The 18783-nt window shown below is 58.7% G+C and carries 18 protein-coding genes; 5 read left to right on the top strand and 13 right to left on the bottom strand.

The window, feature by feature from the left end; all coding sequences use genetic code 11:
* Positions 1-75 precede the first annotated feature (75 nt).
* On the bottom strand, positions 76-846 hold the full coding sequence (locus hmeg3_RS01520) for an SDR family oxidoreductase (RefSeq protein WP_094562163.1): 771 nt from the start codon (positions 844-846) through the stop codon (positions 76-78).
* 176 nt (positions 847-1022) lie between these two features.
* Between hmeg3_RS01520 and hmeg3_RS01515 the strand changes: the two genes are divergently transcribed.
* Positions 1023-1466: a helix-turn-helix domain-containing protein gene (locus hmeg3_RS01515; protein ID WP_094562162.1), complete on the top strand. Its 444-nt coding sequence runs from the start codon at positions 1023-1025 to the stop codon at positions 1464-1466.
* An 88-nt stretch (positions 1467-1554) separates the two neighbouring features.
* Here hmeg3_RS01515 and hmeg3_RS01510 read toward each other — a convergent pair whose 3' ends face one another.
* Together hmeg3_RS01510 and hmeg3_RS01505 are read right to left on the bottom strand one after the other, a co-directional pair.
* Complete coding sequence (locus hmeg3_RS01510) at positions 1555-1794, bottom strand: hypothetical protein (RefSeq protein WP_094562161.1); 240 nt, start codon at positions 1792-1794, stop codon at positions 1555-1557.
* Positions 1795-2024: 230 nt separating this feature from the next.
* The gene (locus hmeg3_RS01505) at positions 2025-2870 is read right to left on the bottom strand and encodes an oxidoreductase (protein WP_094566077.1); all 846 of its coding nucleotides are present in this window, start codon (positions 2868-2870) and stop codon (positions 2025-2027) included.
* Positions 2871-3047: 177 nt separating this feature from the next.
* On the opposite strand from hmeg3_RS01505, the gene hmeg3_RS01500 reads away from it, so the two are divergent.
* Complete coding sequence (locus hmeg3_RS01500; protein WP_232511806.1) at positions 3048-4016, top strand: AraC family transcriptional regulator; 969 nt, start codon at positions 3048-3050, stop codon at positions 4014-4016.
* Between the two features lie 10 nt (positions 4017-4026).
* Here hmeg3_RS01500 and hmeg3_RS01495 read toward each other — a convergent pair whose 3' ends face one another.
* The 8 genes from hmeg3_RS01495 to urtA form a co-directional block, all read right to left on the bottom strand.
* Complete coding sequence (locus tag hmeg3_RS01495; RefSeq protein ID WP_094562160.1) at positions 4027-4323, bottom strand: FmdB family zinc ribbon protein; 297 nt, start codon at positions 4321-4323, stop codon at positions 4027-4029.
* A 79-nt stretch (positions 4324-4402) separates the two neighbouring features.
* Entirely contained in the window at positions 4403-5581 is a 1179-nt protein-coding gene (gene fmdA, locus hmeg3_RS01490) for a formamidase (protein WP_094562159.1), read from the bottom strand.
* A gap of 86 nt (positions 5582-5667) precedes the next feature.
* Positions 5668-6690 (bottom strand): aliphatic amidase, encoded by a 1023-nt coding sequence (locus tag hmeg3_RS01485; protein WP_094562158.1) that lies wholly within the window; start codon positions 6688-6690, stop codon positions 5668-5670.
* A 39-nt stretch (positions 6691-6729) separates the two neighbouring features.
* Positions 6730-7419 carry an urea ABC transporter ATP-binding subunit UrtE gene (urtE, locus tag hmeg3_RS01480; protein ID WP_094562157.1) on the bottom strand — a complete coding sequence of 230 codons (690 nt, stop codon included), beginning with the start codon at positions 7417-7419 and terminating at the stop codon, positions 6730-6732.
* Positions 7420-7438: 19 nt separating this feature from the next.
* The gene (gene urtD, locus hmeg3_RS01475) at positions 7439-8206 is read right to left on the bottom strand and encodes an urea ABC transporter ATP-binding protein UrtD (RefSeq protein WP_007884565.1); all 768 of its coding nucleotides are present in this window, start codon (positions 8204-8206) and stop codon (positions 7439-7441) included.
* Entirely contained in the window at positions 8203-9390 is a 1188-nt protein-coding gene (gene urtC / locus hmeg3_RS01470; RefSeq protein WP_094562156.1) for an urea ABC transporter permease subunit UrtC, read from the bottom strand. The genes urtD and urtC overlap by 4 nt, the downstream gene beginning before the upstream one ends.
* Before the next feature lie 44 nt (positions 9391-9434).
* Positions 9435-10352 carry an urea ABC transporter permease subunit UrtB gene (gene urtB / locus hmeg3_RS01465; RefSeq protein WP_094562155.1) on the bottom strand — a complete coding sequence of 306 codons (918 nt, stop codon included), beginning with the start codon at positions 10350-10352 and terminating at the stop codon, positions 9435-9437.
* 123 nt (positions 10353-10475) lie between these two features.
* Complete coding sequence (gene urtA / locus hmeg3_RS01460) at positions 10476-11738, bottom strand: urea ABC transporter substrate-binding protein (RefSeq protein ID WP_094562154.1); 1263 nt, start codon at positions 11736-11738, stop codon at positions 10476-10478.
* 577 nt (positions 11739-12315) lie between these two features.
* On the opposite strand from urtA, the gene hmeg3_RS01455 reads away from it, so the two are divergent.
* From hmeg3_RS01455 to hmeg3_RS01445, 3 genes are all read left to right on the top strand, one after another.
* The gene (locus tag hmeg3_RS01455) at positions 12316-15783 is read left to right on the top strand and encodes an ATP-binding protein (RefSeq protein ID WP_094562153.1); all 3468 of its coding nucleotides are present in this window, start codon (positions 12316-12318) and stop codon (positions 15781-15783) included.
* Complete coding sequence (locus hmeg3_RS01450) at positions 15761-16804, top strand: response regulator transcription factor (protein ID WP_094562152.1); 1044 nt, start codon at positions 15761-15763, stop codon at positions 16802-16804. The genes hmeg3_RS01455 and hmeg3_RS01450 overlap by 23 nt, the downstream gene beginning before the upstream one ends.
* A gap of 105 nt (positions 16805-16909) precedes the next feature.
* Positions 16910-17125 carry a hypothetical protein gene (locus hmeg3_RS01445; RefSeq protein ID WP_157739188.1) on the top strand — a complete coding sequence of 72 codons (216 nt, stop codon included), beginning with the start codon at positions 16910-16912 and terminating at the stop codon, positions 17123-17125.
* A 14-nt stretch (positions 17126-17139) separates the two neighbouring features.
* Here hmeg3_RS01445 and hmeg3_RS01440 read toward each other — a convergent pair whose 3' ends face one another.
* A complete protein-coding gene (locus tag hmeg3_RS01440; protein WP_157739187.1) occupies positions 17140-17952 on the bottom strand; it encodes a TauD/TfdA family dioxygenase in 813 nt (270 codons plus the stop codon).
* A gap of 83 nt (positions 17953-18035) precedes the next feature.
* Entirely contained in the window at positions 18036-18695 is a 660-nt protein-coding gene (locus tag hmeg3_RS01435) for a peroxiredoxin-like family protein (RefSeq protein WP_094562149.1), read from the bottom strand.
* Between the last annotated feature and the right edge of the window lie 88 nt (positions 18696-18783).

The raw sequence follows: 18783 nt of genomic DNA, 5'->3' as shown, positions 1-18783 counted from the left end.
TGCAGTACACCGAAGTACGCAATATCCTCGCGTACTTCGGTTTTCCCTCCTCAGTGCCGCCCTGGTTACATCAACCTACACCCCGGTCGGCCTGAAACTCTTCGCCAGTTGATTCAGCATGAATTCCGGTGCCAGCCGGCTCATCAGTTTGAGTACGTTGCTCAGCCCCGGGCGGATTTCCAATCTCCCTGCTTCGATCCCTTTAATCGCGTGTTCGGCGAGCACTTTGACGTCCATGGCTTTCATGTCCTTCACTTCTTCCTTGAACTCATCACGGAACAAGGGCGTCTCCGTACCCGGCGGAGCGAGCTCGATCACGGTGACGCTGCTGCCGCGCAATTGCACACGCAAGGCTTGCGAGTAGGAATGCAGTGCGGCCTTGGTGGCGCTGTACACCGGTGAAGAAACGAACGGTATGAAGGCTAGTCCTGATGACACATTGATGATGGCGGCCTCCTTCTGCATCTTTAAATGCGGCAGGAATTGCTGCACCATGCGCAGCGGCCCGCTCAGGTTGATATCAATCTCGCGCGTGACATCGGCGACGCCATGACGCGTATCGTTGAGATCAAGATTGCGCATGATGCCGGCGTTGTTGATCAAGACATCCAACGCAGGAAACTGCGCCGTCACCTGGGCGTGCAAGGCGGCGATCGCAGCAACATCGCTGACGTCGCTGCGAATGATATGTACTGGCGGCAACATGCTTTTTGCCGCGTGCAGCTTGTCGATATCACGACCGGTGATGATCACCGTATTGTCCAGTGCAATCAAACGGCGCGTCAGCTCAAGACCGATGCCGCTGCTGCCACCGGTGATGAGGATGGTTTTATTCTTCAATTTCATGACTGCTCCTGCGCGTAAGTCCAAGGATGATGGGAGAGCTAACGACGGATTAGCGGCAAGTTTCGCTTGCCAGAAAACCCGCTGAAACCCAGTATATGGACTACACTCTCTTTTAGAAAGTAGGCACTATCAAGTGCGAGAGTTACCTGAAAGAGAGTAATGGGAGAGCAAGCCAAATGAAGATCGCACCACCAACCAAAGAACAAATTGCCAAGGCGCACTACTACACCACGCAGACGCCGCCGAAAGAAATCGATCCACGTCTGGAAGCGCTCGTCACCGAGGTGATCGGCCGCGTCGCCGACAAGTGGACCATGCTGATTCTCGAAGTGTTGTCGGAACACGGCGAGTCGCGCTTCACGCGCATCGGCGAACTGGTCGGCAACATCAGCCAGAAGATGTTGACGCAAACCTTGCGTCAGATGGAGCGCGACGGCTTGCTGATTCGCACCGTACATCCGGTGGTGCCGCCACGCGTCGACTACAAACTCACCGAACTCGGCATGAGCCTGGGCGCGGCATTTTGCGGCGTGTGGATCTGGGCGGCGGAGAACCTGCAAAGCATCGAACAGGCGCGTCGCGAATTCGATCGGAGAGCGGATAACAAGACTGTGAAGTAAATGCAGAAATGAAAACGTCCTGCATTCCTGTGATGGAATGCAGGACGGAAGACAAGCGAAGGCCGTCAAGCCGTCGCCATCCGTTCACTCAACGCCAGCCACGATGCCAGCCGTATTGCGGATGGTGCCAGCCCCAGCCGTAGTGCGCGTGATACTCCCAGGCATAGCCCGGTCCGGGCGATGCGTAAGCCGGCTCCACATACACCACGCCAGGTGGCGCAACATAAGCCGGGCGCACCGACGGCGGCGTCACCACGCAGCCGCTGACAGCAACCACTACAACGGCAGCCGACAACAGGCCTGCGATCCTGATCAGTCTGGTATTCATTTTTTTCTCCTCGTTAGCAAATCGGATAATGATGTCAGCCTCATATCGACCGCCCGGATAAACGCCGGGCGCAACAAGGCTGTTACCTTCTTAACGAAGAGAGACCGCAAAACGAAGACTGTAAAGTTGTATTAATCTGTAAGAAGATTCAGCAGTTTGTCAGACATTGCCAAGAAATAAATTTGCCATGCTGTCATCACCGAACGCTTCTCCGATTGCGCCGTTTCAGTCTACGCAGCATCCGTCGAACACGTCAGCGCCTCCCATTGCGCCAGCTCCTGCGTCAGCTCCGCCAGCTTCTTCCTGACCAGCCCCAATGCATCGCTTCCCAACAGTAAATGCGCCGGCGGCGACGGACTATCCACCAGCGTCAACATCGCCTGCGCAGCTTTGCGCGGATCGCCCGGCTGCATGCCGCTGCGCTCTGCACGTGTATTGCGGATGGGGTCGAACAGCGCGTCGTAGTCGGCGACACTGCGCGGCGAACGCACCATCGAGCGCCCCGCCCAGTCGGTACGAAACGATCCCGGCGCCACGGCAGTGACAAACACATTGAAGGCCTTGAGTTCTTTGCCCAGCGTCTCCGAAATTCCCTCCAGCGCGAACTTGCTGCCACAGTAGTACGCAATGCCCGGCATCGTAATGAAGCCGCCCATCGACGTGATGTTGATGATGTGACCGCGCCGGCGTTGACGCATGAAGGGCACGAAGGATTTTGTCACCGCCACCGCGCCGAACACGTTGACGTCAAATTGACGTTGCAAGGCATCCATGCCGGATTCCTCGAAGATGCCCTCATGACCGTAACCGGCATTGTTGACCAGCACATCGACCGGGCCGATGGCGGCTTCAACATCGGCCGCGATCTTTTCTGCGGCGGCAAAATCAGTGACGTCGAGAATACGTGCGAATGCGCGTCCCGGCGTTGCTGAAAACTGTGCTTCGAAATCGCTTGCGGCAGCGGCATTGCGCACCGTGCCGATCACACGATGACCGGCATCGATGGCAGCTTGCGACAAGGCGCGGCCGAAGCCGCTGCTGACGCCGGTGATGAAAAAAGTTTTGGATGCGGACATGGCATTTCCTTTGCTGTGCGTAAAAAAAAGAACAAAAATCGACAAGGCCATTATCGATTTCCACGCACATCGCGGCTGCCGGTTCTTCTCGCATGTTTGCCTGATTCTCTGAGACATCTGCAAATATGGCAAAACAATGGCACAGTAGCAGCATTGCCCATTGCCGGATTCAATGAGATGCCAATCTCCTCGCCACTCAGCACGCCGATGGAAGTCCGTCGCCGCATGGCCAAACGTATGGTCGAATTGCTGGCGGCGCTGACGCCATTGGAGGGCTACAACCTGTCGCCGCTGGCCGATGTGCGCTTCCTGCGTTCGAATCGTCCACTGAAGCGCATGCCGGTGCTGTACGAGCCGGGCATCGTGATCGTGGCACAGGGACGCAAGCGCGGCTATCTTGGTTCGGAAGTGTATTTGTACGATGCCCAGCACTATTTGGCGGTATCGGTGCCGGTACCGTTTTCGATGGAAACCGATGCCAGCGAGAAGGAGCCGATGCTGGCGATTTACCTGCGTCTGGATTTCAAAATAGCAGCAGAGCTGATGATTCAGATCGATGAATGCGTCGGCCCCAGCGCCGCCAAACCGCGTGGGATGGTATCGACGCCGATGGAGATGGCGCTGAGCAGTTCCGTGCTGCGTTTTCTGGAGGCCATGAATAATCCCCTGGAAGCGGAAATATTGGGTCCATCGTTGAGACGCGAAATTTACTTCCGCGTGTTGACCGGCCAGCAAGGAGGATCGATGCGCGCCGCCCTGACCATGCAAGGACAGTTCGGCAAGATCTCACGCGCCATCAGTTTGATTCATCGCAGCTATGACGAAGCGCTCGGCATCGAACAACTGGCCAGGGAAGCGGGCATGAGCGTGCCGACCTTCCATGCGCATTTCAAGACCGTTACCGATACCTCGCCGCTGCAATACTTGAAATCGACACGGCTGCATCAGGCACGCCTGCTGATGCTGCGCAACGGCATGACGGCGGGTGCCGCCTGCGCGCAGGTCGGTTATGAAAGCGCATCACAGTTTAGCCGAGAATTCAAACGCCTGTTCGGCCGCACACCGGTCGATGAGGTGGAGCGCATGCGCAAGAGCTTTGCACTGCCGCCGCAGGATGACGGCGCGCAGTTTGTGTCTTCACATTGATTGCGAAATCTCACGTCGCACAAATGCTGCAGCTATGCCCCTTGCAATTGTGCAGCACGCTGCTGCGCGCCGCACCCGCATGCGCGCCCGGCCCCGCCGCACCCTGTCCTGCGAGTTGCTCGGCGCCGTTGCGCGGACGCCAGCGCTGCGTCACCTGCAAGCCGACGCGACCGCCCGTCAGCAATGGTGCGGCGGTGGTATCCGTTTTACAGTAAGGGCAGGCGACCTGGCCATGCAAGGCCTGCATGTTGAGGAATTTCTCGAAGATGCCTTCGCAATGGCTGCAGCGGATATCGTATAAGGGCATGTTCTGCTCCGGTGTGAAAATTGCTTTGATGCGAGGATCGCGGACGGAGTGAAACCTCCATCCGCGACTGGACTAACGACTAAGGTTTTCGGCCCCAGTACGATTTGTCGTTCAGCATGCCTTTTGGCGTAATGTCCTGATCAAAGATCGAAGTCGGCAGCGACACCGTGCACGCACAGTTCGGAATATCCACGATACCGCCGATGCGGCCTTCCACCGGTGCGGCGGTCAGCAGCATGTAGGCCTGGCTGCCGGTGTAGCCGAAGTGGGTCAGGTAGTCGATCGCCTTCAGGCAAGCCTGGCGATACGCGACGGTGGCGTCGAGGTAATAGTTGACGCCGTTTTCGACGCTGATGCCTTCGAAGGTCAGCCACTGCTCGTAGTGCGGCTTGACCACGCTCGGCATGAAGATCGGCGAAGTGATGTTGTACTTCGCCATGCCGCCCTTGATCAGATCGAAGCCGACGTGGCTGACGCCGTCCATTTCAATCGCGCCGCAGAAACCGATTTCGCCGTCGCCTTGCGAGAAGTGCAAGTCGCCCATCGAGAAGCCCGCGCCCTTCACATACACCGGGAAGAAAATCCGCGTGCCGGCCGACAAATCCTTGATGTCGGTATTGCCGCCATGTTCGCGTGGCGGCACAGTGCGTGCAGCGATCTTTGCCATCTCGTCGAACTTGGCGCCGGTGAGGCCGCGCAACACGGCAGTACTTGGATCAGGCGGCTTGGCCAGGCCCTTGGCAGCGAGCGGCGCTTCGCGGCGATTCCACTCCGCCAACAGATCGTGCGACGGCAAACATCCCATCAACCCTGGATGCGTGAGACCGGCGATGCGCACGCCGGGGATGTGGCGCGAAGTTGCGTACAGGCCCTTGAGATCCCAGATCGCTTTATCGGCTTCGGGGAAATAATCCGCCAGGAAACCGCCGCCGTTTTCCTTGGAGAACACGCCCGAGAAACCGACCGGCGTCACCGGTTTGATGTCGAGCAGGTCGATCACCAGCAAGTCGCCCGGCTCGGCGCCTTCGACATGGAAAGGACCGGTCAGCGGATGGGCGCGCGTGAGGTCGACGTTCTTGACGTCGGCGACGTCGTCGGTGTCTTTGATCTGGGCGTCGAGGAAGTCCAGCGATTCAATCAGGATCGCTTCGCCCGGCTTGACCGACGACAGGAAAGGCAGGTCGGGATGCCAGCGGTTGTGTCCGAGTTCAGGCTGCTCTGCCAGCGGTACGCCGGGCTTGATCTTGAAGTGTTGCATGCGACTCTCCTTCTCGTTTGGTTCATGTGGTTCGTGCGTGAAATAGGGTTTTCGTTGCTACTGTTCGTTACAGCTGTCCGTTACGGCTATTCGTTGGGAATACCCGGCACCGGACACTCCGGCGTGCCGGCGGTCTTGCGCGTAATCGCTTCGACCTTGGCGCGTGCCGCCTGCGGATCGTTGACCCAGGTCTTGTAGAAATCGAAGGGGCAATCCGCCACGCCGGCCGACGATTCGCCGGAGTTGATCTTGCCGGTGTAACCGCGATGCAGCAGCTTGAACAGATGGTTCTGCGACTGCCAGTTGCGGCGCGCGTCGCGGATCGCGCTGACCGACAGCTCGGCGTACTGGATGCCCATCTCTTCGGTCTCGCATTCGCCGAGGGTGCGGCCATCGAAACCGACAATGGCCGAGTGGCCGAAGTACGAATACACGCCGTCAAAGCCGGCCGCGTTGGCGACAGCGACGTAGACGTTGTTCATCCAGGCCATCGCTTTTGCGACCAGCACTTGCTGATCTTTGGCCGGGTACATGTAGCCCTGGCAACGCACAATCAATTCGGCGCCCTTCATGGCGCAATCGCGCCAGATTTCCGGATAGTTGCCGTCGTCGCAGATGATCAGGCTGATCTTCAATCCCTTGGGGCCGTCGCAGACATAAGTCGTGTCGCCCGGATACCAGCCCTCGATCGGCGTCCACGGCATGATCTTGCGGTACTTCTGCACGATCTCGCCCTGGTTGTTGATCAGGATCAATGTGTTGTAGGGCGCCTTGTGCGGATGTTCTTCATGACGCTCGCCGGTCAGCGAGAACACACCCCAGACGTCGGCGATGCGGCAGGCTTCCGAGAACACGCGCGTCTCTTCGCCGGGAATGGTGGCGGCGGTGTCGTACATTTCCTTCTCGTCGTACATGATGCCGTGCGTCGAGTACTCGGGGAAAATAACAAGATCGAGGCCGGGCAAGCCCTGCTTCATGCCGACCAGCATGGCCGCGATCTTGTTGACGTTGTCCATCACTTCAGCACGGTTATGCAGGCGCGGCATCTTGTAATTGACGACCGCCACGCCTACCGCGTCTTTACTGCTTGATATGTCTCCATGCCTCATGACGATGCTCCTCCTTCAAAACGGTTTTAGAACAGACCCTTACACCGACAGATACTTGCTGATAGTCGGCGCATCAACGTTGTCACGCGTGTCTTCATAGACGAAGCGGCCCTTGTCGATGACCAGGAAACGGTCGGCGATCTCCAGCGTGAAACTCAGCACCTGCTCCGACACGATGATGGTGAGCTCGCGGATCTTGCGGATTTCTTTCAGGCTGCGTGCGATGTCCTTGATGATGGACGGCTGGATGCCTTCGGTCGGCTCATCCAGCAGCAGCACGCGCGGATTGGTCGCCAGTGCGCGTGCAATCGCCAGTTGCTGTTGCTGCCCGCCCGACAGATTGCCGCCCTTGCGGCTGCGCATCTCGTACAGCACCGGGAACAGGGCATACAACTCGTCAGGCACCTTGCCGCGCGCATCGGCGGCGAGGCCGGTCTGGATGTTTTCCAGCACCGTCATGCCGGGAAAAATCATGCGTCCCTGCGGCACGTAAGCCACGCCGCGCGAGACGCGCTGATGGCTTTCCATGGCGCCGAGTTCGACGCCGTCGATCTTGATGCTGCCGTCGCGCAGCGGAAGGATGCCCATCAGCGTCTTGAACAGCGTGGTCTTTCCCATGCCGTTTCGACCCATGACGGCGACGATTTCTTCCTTCGCCACCGACAGGTTGATGTCGTGAATGACAGCGCTCTGGCCGTAGCCGGAGGCGAGGTGCGATACGTTAAACATGGCTGGCTCCGGGAATGAATTAGTGGCCTAAATAGACGTCGATTACCTTCGGGTCAGACTGCACCTTGTCCATACTGCCCTCGGCGAGAATTTTTCCCTGATGCAGCACGGTCACCTTGTGCGCGATGCTCTTGACGAAATCCATGTCGTGCTCAATCACCACCACCGAACGGCCCTGGCTGATGCGTCCCAAGAGTTGCGCAGTCTTTTCGCGTTCGGACACGCTCATGCCGGCGACAGGTTCGTCCAGCATCAGCAGCTCCGGCTCCTGCATCAGCAGCATGCCAATCTCCAGCCATTGCTTCTGACCGTGCGACAACAGGTCGGCCTGGGTGTATAGATGCTGGTCGAGGAAGATCTCTGCCGCCACCGATTCGACGCGCGCCACTACATCGGCGGTGCGCTTGAAAGTCAGCGCACCGAACACCTTGCGCCCACGCGGAAAGGACATCTCCAGATTCTCGAACACGCTGAGGTTTTCGTAGATCGACGGCGTCTGAAATTTGCGCCCCACGCCGACGCGCACGATGGCGTGCTCGCTCATCTTGGTCAGCTCATGATTGTTGAAACGAATGCTGCCCGAGGTCGCCTGCGTCTTACCGCAGATCAGGTCCAGCACGGTGGTCTTGCCGGCGCCGTTGGGGCCGATCACCACACGCACTTCATTGCGCTGGACGTAGAGGTTGAGCTTGTCGACCGCCTTGAAGCCGTCGAAGGAGACCGTCAGGTCCTCGATCGCCAGTACGGGATGGTCGGTCGATTCGAATCCGATGGGTGCATTGCTCATTTGCTGGCCTCCAGGTTGGCGCCGTCGATATGGACTTCCGCCGGATCGGCTTTGGTCGCCGTTTTCGGCTTCACCGGCTCGGGCGGTACTGCTTTTTTACGGGACAGCTTTTCCATCAGGCGCTTGCCCTGCTTTTCATACACGCCGGCCAGACCATTCGGGAAGTACATCACCACCGCGATGAACAGGCCGCCCATCAGGAACAGCCACAGCTCGGGGAAGGTCTCGGAGAAATAAGTCTTGCCGAAGTTGACCAGCAGCGTGCCGTACACCGCGCCGAGCAGCGACATGCGACCGCCGACCGCGGCGTAGATCACCATCTCGATCGATGGCACGATACCGACGAAAGACGGCGACATGAAACCGACCTGCAAGGTGAACATCGCGCCGCCGATGGCAGAGAACATTGCCGCCACGCAGAACACGAACACCTTGAAACTGGCGACGTCGTAGCCGGAGAAGCGCACGCGCTCTTCCTTGTCGCGCATCGCCATCAGCAGGCGCCCCAGCTTGGAGGTCAGGATGTAGCGGCCGAACAGGATGCAGGCGAACAGCAGGCCGGCGTTGACGAAATACAGAATCATCTTGGCGCTGTCGGTGCGGATATCCCAACCCATCAGCGTCTTCAGATCGGTGATGCCGTTGACGCCGCCGGTCAGTCCTTGCTGGCCGATGATCAGGATGGACAGGATCGCCGCAATCGCTTGCGTCACGATGGAGAAGTACACGTCGCCGACACGGCGTTTGAACATCGCCATGCCGATGATCAGTGCCAGCAGAGTCGGCACCGCCAGCACCGCCAGTACGGTAAAACTGAAGCTGTGGAAGGGCTGCCACATCGCCGGCAGCGACGTGATCTGGTTCCAGTCCATGAAGTCGGGAATGCCGGGCGTCGACTGGATCTTGGTGCTGATCGGATCAGAGGCTTCCAGCTTCAGGAACATCGCCATGCAGTAGCCGCCGACGCCGAAGAACACGCCCTGGCCGAGACTCAGGATGCCGCCGTAACCCCAGCACAGCACCAGGCCGACGGCGACGAACGCGTAGGAAAGATATTTGCCGACCAGGTTGAGACGGAAGATGTCGAGGCCCAGCGGAAAAATCACCAGCAACAGCACGCCCAGAATCAGCAAGCCCATCAATCCGGACTTGCCTCCCAATATTTTTTCGTATGCTGCATTCATTGTTAAGCCTCGCTGAGAAAATCTGTAAGACGATTTATTTGCGCTTATTTACGGACGCGCACCGAGAACAAACCCTGCGGGCGCAGCATCAGAATCAGGATCACCGCAGACAGCGTCAGCACCTTGGCCATCGAACCGGTCAGGAAGAACTCGGCAGTAGATTGCGTTTGCGCGATCGAGAAGGCCGAAGCAATCGTGCCGATCAGGCTTTGCGCACCGCCGAACACGACCACCAGGAAGGTGTCGACGATATACAGCGAACCGCTGGTGGGGCCGGTCGAGCCGATCGTCGTGAAGGCTGCGCCGGCCACGCCTGCCACACCGCAACCGAGGGCGAAGGTAGTGCGGTCGACCTTGCGGGTATTGATGCCGACGGCGCCGCTCATGACACGGTTCTGCATCGTGGCGCGCACCTGCAAACCCCAGCGCGAACGGAACAGCAGGATGAAGATGCCACCGGTCAGCAAGACCGTCAGGCACATCATGAACAGGCCATTGATCGGGATGTCGATGGCGTCGGTCGGCTTGAACGAGCCGAGCAGCCAGTCAGGCAAGGTGGCGCTGACTTCTTTGGCGCCGAAGATGGAACGGAAGGTCTGCTGCATCGCCAGACTCAGGCCCCAGGTTGCCAGCAGCGTGTCGAGCGGACGCTTATAGAGACGGCTGATCAGCAACAGCTCGGTGAGATAGCCGAAGCCGTATGCAACCAGGAAGGACAGCACCACCGCGCCGAAGAAGTAGTACGGCTGCAGGCTGGGTGCATAGGTCGTCGTCAGATGCGACAGCAGATAAGTGATGTAAGCGCCGATGGTCAGAAACTCGCCATGCGCCATGTTGATCACGCCCATCTGCCCGAAAATGATCGCCAGGCCCAGAGCCATCAGCAGCAACACGCAAAACACCGACAGGCCGTTGAAGCCCTGCATGGCGAAGATGGCGAAAAATTCGGATAGAGAAACCATGTTGACTCCCGCCCTGGGTGGTTAAGAATTGGTATTGAAGATTTCAGGTATTCAATGGCGTGGGCGGCAGCGCCCGCATGTCACTACAGACGCCGCCGCTTTGCTGCCAACAAACACAATCGCTTATTGGTAACCCTTAGGGAAAGGATTCGGTTCGATCAGATCCGACTCATAGATGACCTTGAACTGGCCGTCTTTTTGCGCTTCGCCGATACGTGTCTTGCTCCACAGGTGATGATTGGCGTGAACCTTGACGTAGCCTTCCGGTGCGGTCTTCAGCTCAATGCCGGCCGAGGCGGCGACGACCTTGTCGACGTCGAAGCTGCCGGCTTTTTCAACCGCGGCCTTCCACAGCCACGGGCCGAGGTAAGCTGCTTGCGTCACGTCGCCGATCACCGAATTGGCGCCGAACTTGGCCTTGAACTCGGACACGAATTTCTTGTTGTTCGGGTTGTCGAGGCTTTGGAAATATTTCATCGAAGCGAAGAAGCCTTCGACGTTTTCGCCGCCGATGCCGAGCATTTCATCTTCGGTCACGGAGATGGTCAGCAGGTTTTGCGTCTTGGCGGTGACGCCGGCAGCCTTCAGCTGTTTGTAGAATGCAACGTTGCTGCCGCCGACCACGTCGGCGAAGATGACGTCAGGTTTTTTCAGCTTGATCTTGTTGATCAGCGAGCCGAACTGAGTGTTGCCCAGCGGGTAGTACTCTTCGCCGACCACCGAACCCTTGAGCACGTTTTCAATATGTTTGCGGGCGATCTTGTTGGAGGTGCGCGGCCAGATGTAGTCGGAGCCGATCAGGAAGAAGGTCTTGGCCTTCTTCTCTTTTGCCACCCAGTTCAGGCCTGCCAGCACTTGCTGCGTTGCCTCCTGACCGGTGTAGAAGACGTTCTTGGATTGCTCCAGGCCTTCATAGAAAGTCGGGTAGTAGAGCAGGCCGTTGTCTTTTTCGAAGACCGGCAGCACGGCTTTGCGCGAGGCCGATGTCCAGCAGCCGAAGACGGCGGCGACGTGATCGTTCTCAAGCAGCTTCTTGGCTTTTTCGGCGAAGGTCGGCCAGTCGCTGGCGCCGTCTTCCTGAATGATCTTGATCTTGCGACCGAGGATCCCGCCCATGGAGTTGATCTGATCGATCGCCAGACGCTCGGCCTGGATAGAACCAGTTTCGCTGATCGCCATGGTGCCGGTGGCCGAGTGCAACTGGCCGACGGTGACTTCGGTATCGGTGATGGCGAGCTTGGTGGTGTTGATCTTGGCGGTCGGGAACTGCTGCGCCATGGCCAGACCCGGGAGCGCCATGGCAGCACCGGCGGCGCCTGCAACGATGCCCATCATGATCTTGCGGCGTTGGGACGAAGGCGGTTTGGAAGAGGAATGGTGCGACATGCGGTACTCCTTTCGAGCGTTATTGGTTGTTGTACTGGTCAGAGAAAATCAAAGAACTCAGAGGGCCTCAAAACGAGTAGAAAGACCGGCCCGTTACCATCGCAAGTGCACGGCATACGAATGCAGTGCATGCGATTTTTTCTCCCTGCCGGTGCTTCTTTCTGTTCGTTCTGGGATGGAGAATAGGTTTTGCGGTGCGGCGCAACAATACGTTGTTTGACGTAAAAATCTGCGTATGCCGGCATCTTCCGGGCGCAGAAAATCACGCCCACCCGCACAGCTTTTGCCCACGTTCAGCATGGTATTGGTGCGTTTTTCCGGCGAGGTGTTGATGGAGAGCCTGATCGCGGATCCCCGCGATGCTGTGTTTTGGTGAAACGCGGTACAAGCGGCCTTCCGGCATACGTCATTTGACGTATGCCCTCACATACCGATTGGTTTGAAAATTGCTTTCATGGAGCAGCAGTGACTGTGCAATTGCTCTGCCCTGCAAAGGGTTTTCGTCAGGCCGGCATGTTGCACGGCCGACGGCAATGGCCCCGGCAACGGTGGCCGCCAATGTATACGCGAGCAAAATGTGACCAACCCCGCCATACAACGCATCGTCAAAGTCCGGCGCGACTACAACACCTGGGTCGCCAACGAGACGCTGGAAGACTACGCGCTGCGCTATACGCCGCGTTCGTTCCGGCGCTGGTCGGAATTTCGCCTGGCCAATACGGCGCTGGGGGCGACCTCGTTCCTGGCGCTGGAAGCGATCAGCGGCGCCATTACCCTGAGTTATGGATTTACCAACACCTTCTGGGCGATCGCCTGCGTGGTGGTGCTGTTTTTCCTGACCGGTTTGCCGATCAGTTATTACGCCGCCAAGTACGGCGTCGACATGGATCTGCTGACGCGCGGCGCCGGCTTCGGCTATATCGGCTCGACCGTCACCTCGCTGATCTACGCCAGCTTCACCTTCATCTTCTTCGCGCTGGAGGCGGCCATCATGGCGCAGGCCATCGAGATCTATTTCGGCCTGCCGCTGGTGTACGGCTATGTGCTGTGCTCGCTGATCGTGATCCCGATGGTGGCGTACGGCATCACGCTGATCAACCGCCTGCAGATGTGGACGCAGCCGGTGTGGATCGTGCTGCTGACGCTGCCTTATATCTGCGTCCTCTATAAAGAACCGGAAGCGCTCACCAATCTGCTTACCTTCGCCGGCCGTGCCGAAGAAGGCGGCTCGTTCAACATCTATCTGTTCGGCGCGGCGGCGACGGTGGCGTTTTCGCTGATCGCGCAGATCGGCGAACAGGTCGACTTCCTGCGCTTCCTTCCGGAAAAGACACAAGCCAATCGCGGCCGCTGGTGGACGGCGCTGCTGCTGGCAGGCCCGGGATGGATTTTGCTGGGCGGGGCGAAAATGCTGGGCGGTGCGTTGCTGGCCTTCCTCGCGATCCAACATGAAGTACCGATGGGCAAGGCGGTGGAACCGACCCAGATGTATCTGATCGGCTATCAGTACGTGTTCTCCAATCCGGCGCTGGTGCTGGGTGCGGTCGCGCTATTCGTGGTGGTGTCGCAAATCAAGATCAACGTGACCAACGCCTATGCCGGTTCGCTGGCGTGGTCCAATTTTTTTGCGCGGCTGACGCACAGCCATCCGGGCCGCGTGGTGTGGCTGGTGTTCAACGTGCTGATTGCGGTGCTGCTGATGGAACTCGGCGTCTTCAATGCGCTGGAGCATGTGCTGGCGCTGTACAGTCTGGTGGCGATTTCCTGGATCGGTGCGGTGGTGTCGGATCTGGTGATCAACAAGCCGCTGAAACTGAGCCCGGCGCATATCGAATTCAAGCGCGCCCATCTGTACGACATCAATCCGGTCGGCGTCGGCTCGATGGCGATTGCATCTATCCTGTCTGCGATCGCCATGTCCGGCGTGCTGGGTAAACTGGCGGCGGCGATGTCGCCCTTCATCGCGCTCGGCACGGCCTTGTTGGCGGCGCCGCTGATCGCCATGGCAACGAAGAGCCGTTACTACATCGCACGCGAGGACACACTGTCTGAACACGTGCATGCGCACAAAGAGCACAGCCATCAGCATGCACAGCTCGACTGCGTCATCTGCGGCAATCAGTTCGAGACGCCTGACATGGCGCACTGCCCCGCTTATCAAGGCGCGATCTGCTCGCTGTGCTGTTCGCTCGATGCGCGTTGCAACGACCGTTGCAAGACGCCCGCGGCGCGTCTGCCGAACCAGGCGTTCAGCGCCTTGCAAGCCTTGTTGCCGGCGCGCTTCACCCTCAAGCTCAATACCCGCATCGGCCATTACCTGATCGTGTTCGGCCTGATCTCCGGCGGCCTGGCGGTGGTGTTGTGGATGCTGTACTTCCAGCAGATGGCGGGCATCTCCGGCCTGACGACGAGCGGCCCCGATTCCATCCAGAGTATTTTCATCAAGCTGTTCTGTACGCTGCTGGTGCTCATCGGTGTCGGCTCATGGTGGCTGATCCTGACTAACGAAAGCCGCAGCGTCGCGCACGAAGAATCGGAACGCCAGACCAACTTGCTGCTACAGGAAATCGAGGCGCACAAACAAACTGACGCCGAACTGCAACGCGCCAAGGAAGCCGCCGAATCCGCCAACCTCGCCAAGAGCCGCTTCGTCACCGGCATGAGCCATGAGCTGCGCACGCCGCTCAACAGCATCCTCGGTTACGCGCAAATCCTGCATGTTGACGCTACCATCCCGCCCGCACGCAAGGATGCGATCGCCGTCATCCGGCGCAGCGGCGAACATCTGCTGAGCCTGATCGACGGCTTGCTCGACATCGCCAAAATCGAAGCGGGCAAGATGCGGCTGGCGTCGGATGAACTGGCACTGTCGGAATTCCTCGAACAGATCGCCGGCATGTTTGCACCGCAGGCAGAACAAAAGGGCCTGAGCTTCCGCTTCGAAAAAACCGGTCGCATCCCGCATATCGTGCACGCCGATCAAAAGCGCCTGCGCCAGATCCTGATCAACCTGCTCGGCAATGCCGTGAAGTTCACCGACAGCGGCAGCGTGACGGTGCGCGTGCGTTATATGCGCGAGATCGCCTACTTCGACATCATTGACACCGGCATCGGTATCGCCGACGACGATCTGGAACGCATCTTCCTGCCGTTCGAACGCAGCAATGCAGCCAATCTGCGCGAAGACATAGGCACCGGCCTCGGTCTCGCCATCAGCAGCATGCTCACACACATCATGGGTGGTGAGCTGGCGGTCAAAAGCAAGGTCGGCAGCGGCAGCAGCTTCCATCTGAAGATTTATCTGCCGGAAGTGCACGTGCCGCGTCCGCGTCTGAAACTGGAAGATCAGATGTCCGGTTACATCGGCCCCTCCAAGCGCGTGCTGGTGGTGGATGACCAGGCCTCGCAACGCCTGCTGCTCAAGGAGATGCTGCTGCCGCTGGGCTTTGAAGTGGTGGAGGCCGATGGCGGCATCGCCTGCCTGGAAGAACTGGCGCGGCGTACGCCGGACCTGGTGCTGCTCGATATTGCCATGCCACTGATGGACGGCTGGTCGGTGGCGCGCGCCATCCGCGCACGCGGGCTGACGCAATTGCCGATCATCATCGTATCGGCCAACGCTTTCGAAAGTGGACACGAACGTATCGATCCTCCGTTGTACAACGACTTCGTCGTCAAGCCGGTGTCGTACAACGAATTGCTGTCCAAGATCAAACAACAGCTGCGTATCGACTGGGTATCGTCGCCCGAGACTTCGGAATCGGCGCCGCCTCCGTTACCGCCCTCAACGCCGGAGAAAAGACTCGTCTCGGTTCAACCCATGATGCTGGTGCCCTCGCAGGAAAAACTGCAGGCGCTGCTGGAGCTTGGCTCCATCGGCTACGCCAAAGGCATCCTCAAGAAGCTGGACGATATGGAGCAACAGAATTCTGCGTACCTGCCCTTCACCACGGAACTTCGGCAACTGGTCAAACAGTTTCGCCTGAATGAATATGTCACCCGTATCAAGGAGATGATTCGTCATGATGTCAACAACGTTCGATAGGCATGTCGTCCTGATCGTCGACGACAAGCCCGACAACCTCGCCATGCTGTCCGATTCGCTCGACGAGAGCGGCCACATCGTGCTGGTCGCGACCGACGGCATGAGCGCGCTGGAGCGGCTCGACTACATCACCCCCGATCTGATCCTGCTCGACGCCATGATGCCCGGCATCGATGGTTTCGAGACCTGCAAACGCATCAAGCTGATCAAGAGCGTGAATCACGTGCCGGTAGTGTTCATGACCGGGTTGACGGAAACCGAACACGTGGTGCGCGGCTTCGAAGTCGGCGGCATTGACTACGTCACCAAGCCGATCAAACCGCAGGAAGTTGTGGCCCGTATCGGCGCTCACATCAAGACTGCACGCATGATGTCGCAGGCGCGCGGCATGCTGGAACACGCCGCGCATGCCGTCATCGTCTTGAGCGGCAACGGCCTGCCGCTATGGCAGACCAGCAAGGCCTCGCTCTGGCTGGAGAAATATTTTCCTGCCGGAACCAGCACTAGCGCCACGCACAAATTGCCGACGATGCTGCAATCCTGGCTCAACGAAAGCCTGGTGCGCCAGCGTCAGAATAAGGACGGCGACATTCGCCCATTGGTGATGACGCAAGGCGACTGCGAACTGCGCGTGGCTCTTTCCGCTGCCGGACAGGGGCATGAAATCACCTTGCTGCTGGAAGAAAAAAACCTTGCCGCCGACATGGCTGCCGCCGCAACCAATGCAACCAATGCAACCAACGCAGCCATGCATCCGGCACTCAGTAGCGAAGTCGCAGCCAATCCGCTGACGCTGGGAAGTTTCAACCTGACGCCACGCGAAAGCGACGTCCTGATGTGGCTCGGCAAAGGCAAAACCAACCGCGACATCGCCGACATCCTCGGCATGAGTCCGCGCACTGTCAACAAGCACCTGGAACACATCTTCGTCAAACTTGGCGTGGAGACGCGCTCGGCGGCGGCAGTGATGGCAAGCAACGTGCATCAGACGCCGAGGAGTGGCAGCGGGTTGTTGCAATGAGGTTTGCTTAAAGCTGCTTGCAGGTCAATGCGTCTGGCAAGGATTGGCACGATCCGCTACAGTAACGGACGTGTTCCCTTTGCGCCTGCATCCGACAACAATCGCATGAAAGAATTTTTCTGTTCTCTGGCCATGGTCATCATGTTCTGGATTCCCGCCACCGCCGCCGTAATCACGATCGCAGCAGCGATCCCTCTCAAAAGTGTGGACACCGCCATCAGCGGCGCAATCGGCCTGCTGGTGACGCTGCTGTTTCGCTTTCTGATTAAACGAATCAGCAAAGAAAAAATCGCAGCGTGCCAATTTGAGAACGCCGATTGAACGGACAAACCGTCTCAGCCTGCGACTGTCTCTTTGGCATCCGCAACCACTTCAGCATGTTCCACTTCCCAGAATGCGCCATCGCCACGCACCGTCGTACGGTTGAGAACACGGCGCTGTAACGGCGACAGCGGCGTTGCGCGATGCGCGACGCGGAAATTGTCCGCCACTACGAAGTCGCCTTCCTTCCATTGATGACGATATACCGCCCCCTCGCGTGAGAAGTGGCGATCGATGCTTGCGATCAGCGCTTCCGTCTCGTCCCGTGCCATGCCGATGATGCTGTCGGTCAGGCCGACGTTCAGATACAGGCCTTCCACACCTGTATGCGGATGCGGCATCACCAGCGGATGCACCACGTGATTGCGGTGTGTGGTTTGCAATCCCTGCACCTGCGCTTTTAGGTCGTCCGGCAGACTGCGATATGCCTCTTGCAAATCGGTGAACAAGGTATCGCCGCCAACGTCCGGGCGCGCTTCCAGATGCCATAGCGACATCGGTGTCGGCACCGCACGGAAGGAGCCGTCCGAATGCCAGTAGCGACCGACGCCGGTATAGCCTTCCGTGGCGCGGCTGGCAACACGGAAGATTTGCGGATAGCCTGGAATCTGGCTCGCAGTCGGTGGAAACTCTTCCAGCGCGCCGAACACTTCAGACGCGGCGATCTGCGCTTGTGGGGTCAGTACCGGGCCGGGAATCACCAGCAGGCCGTAGTCCAGCAACGCTTTCTGCAGTGCCTGTTGTGCTTGCGGGTTGTCGCTCAGGCGGGCCAGATCGACGTTGTTGATGCGGGCGCCGAAGCCGACGTCCAGAGGGATGATGTTCATGATGTTTCCTTTCTTCATTGATACGGCTGCGTCCTGCATGCATGGATGTGGCGCTACCGAATTTCGCTTCATTGCAATGGCAATCAAGCGGACGGCAAGACATGCAGCATGTCTTCCGGCTCCGGACGATGGGTGTAGTCGGGATTGATCTCGGCGTACAAGATGGTGCCGTCCCGGGCAATCACATAACGCGCCGGCATCGGCAACGTCCAGCTGCCGTCACCGTTGAAAGCCGGCAGGTCGTTCTTGAGCATCTTGTACAACTCGACCAGATAGTCCGGCAATGCAAAGCGCAGTCCGAAGGCGGCAGCGACGTCGTTGTGCGTATCGCTCAGGATGGGAAATTCCAGATTGTTGTTACGCATCGACTTGCGGCTGTTAGGCGCCGTCTGTGGCGAGATCGCCACCAGGTTCGCGCCGGCTGCGCGAAACGCCGGCAACGTCTCTTGCAAAGCCTGCAGTTCCATATTGCAGTACGGGCACCAGACACCGCGATAGAAACTCAGGATCAGCGGGCCTTGCGCCAGCAGTTCGGCAGACGATACCGGTTTGCCGTCGGGATCGTTGAGCGTGAACGACGGCGCCTTGTCGCCAGCCTTCAATGCACGGCCGGCCTGGCCGGAGGCGATGAGTTCGGCAGTGGCGCGCGCCATGATCGGGTGGATGTCGGCGGGGGCCTTGTAGGGTGGCTTGCCGGCAAGAAAATCGGCTTTGAAGGCGTCCAGCCTGGCTTGCAATGTCATGATGATTCTCCGGGTGGGGGATCGCAAAAATGCAATCGACGCAAGCATCTTCATCCAATCGAGCCGGTGTGAGAACGCAGGTGAATGG

The organism is Herbaspirillum sp. meg3, assembly GCF_002257565.1.
In the GTDB taxonomy this organism is placed as follows: domain Bacteria; phylum Pseudomonadota; class Gammaproteobacteria; order Burkholderiales; family Burkholderiaceae_D; genus Herbaspirillum.
This window is presented reverse-complemented; position numbering and strand designations above follow the sequence as displayed.

Excerpts from the sequence above, each read along its gene's own strand:
- urtB (WP_094562155.1), bottom strand. The coding sequence starts at position 10,352 with ATGGTTTCTCTATCCGAATTTTTCGCCATCTTCGCCATGCAGGGCTTC.
- hmeg3_RS01520 (WP_094562163.1), bottom strand. The coding sequence starts at position 846 with ATGAAATTGAAGAATAAAACCATCCTCATCACCGGTGGCAGCAGCGGC.
- urtA (WP_094562154.1), bottom strand. The coding sequence starts at position 11,738 with ATGTCGCACCATTCCTCTTCCAAACCGCCTTCGTCCCAACGCCGCAAG.
- hmeg3_RS01495 (WP_094562160.1), bottom strand. The coding sequence starts at position 4,323 with ATGCCCTTATACGATATCCGCTGCAGCCATTGCGAAGGCATCTTCGAG.
- fmdA (WP_094562159.1), bottom strand. The coding sequence starts at position 5,581 with ATGCAACACTTCAAGATCAAGCCCGGCGTACCGCTGGCAGAGCAGCCT.
- hmeg3_RS01510 (WP_094562161.1), bottom strand. The coding sequence starts at position 1,794 with ATGAATACCAGACTGATCAGGATCGCAGGCCTGTTGTCGGCTGCCGTT.
- hmeg3_RS01485 (WP_094562158.1), bottom strand. The coding sequence starts at position 6,690 with ATGAGGCATGGAGACATATCAAGCAGTAAAGACGCGGTAGGCGTGGCG.
- urtE (WP_094562157.1), bottom strand. The coding sequence starts at position 7,419 with ATGTTTAACGTATCGCACCTCGCCTCCGGCTACGGCCAGAGCGCTGTC.
- hmeg3_RS01440 (WP_157739187.1), bottom strand. The coding sequence starts at position 17,952 with ATGAACATCATCCCTCTGGACGTCGGCTTCGGCGCCCGCATCAACAAC.
- hmeg3_RS01450 (WP_094562152.1), top strand. The coding sequence starts at position 15,761 with ATGATGTCAACAACGTTCGATAGGCATGTCGTCCTGATCGTCGACGAC.
- urtD (WP_007884565.1), bottom strand. The coding sequence starts at position 8,206 with ATGAGCAATGCACCCATCGGATTCGAATCGACCGACCATCCCGTACTG.
- urtC (WP_094562156.1), bottom strand. The coding sequence starts at position 9,390 with ATGAATGCAGCATACGAAAAAATATTGGGAGGCAAGTCCGGATTGATG.
- hmeg3_RS01435 (WP_094562149.1), bottom strand. The coding sequence starts at position 18,695 with ATGACATTGCAAGCCAGGCTGGACGCCTTCAAAGCCGATTTTCTTGCC.
- hmeg3_RS01515 (WP_094562162.1), top strand. The coding sequence starts at position 1,023 with ATGAAGATCGCACCACCAACCAAAGAACAAATTGCCAAGGCGCACTAC.
- hmeg3_RS01500 (WP_232511806.1), top strand. The coding sequence starts at position 3,048 with ATGCCAATCTCCTCGCCACTCAGCACGCCGATGGAAGTCCGTCGCCGC.
- hmeg3_RS01505 (WP_094566077.1), bottom strand. The coding sequence starts at position 2,870 with ATGTCCGCATCCAAAACTTTTTTCATCACCGGCGTCAGCAGCGGCTTC.
- hmeg3_RS01445 (WP_157739188.1), top strand. The coding sequence starts at position 16,910 with ATGAAAGAATTTTTCTGTTCTCTGGCCATGGTCATCATGTTCTGGATT.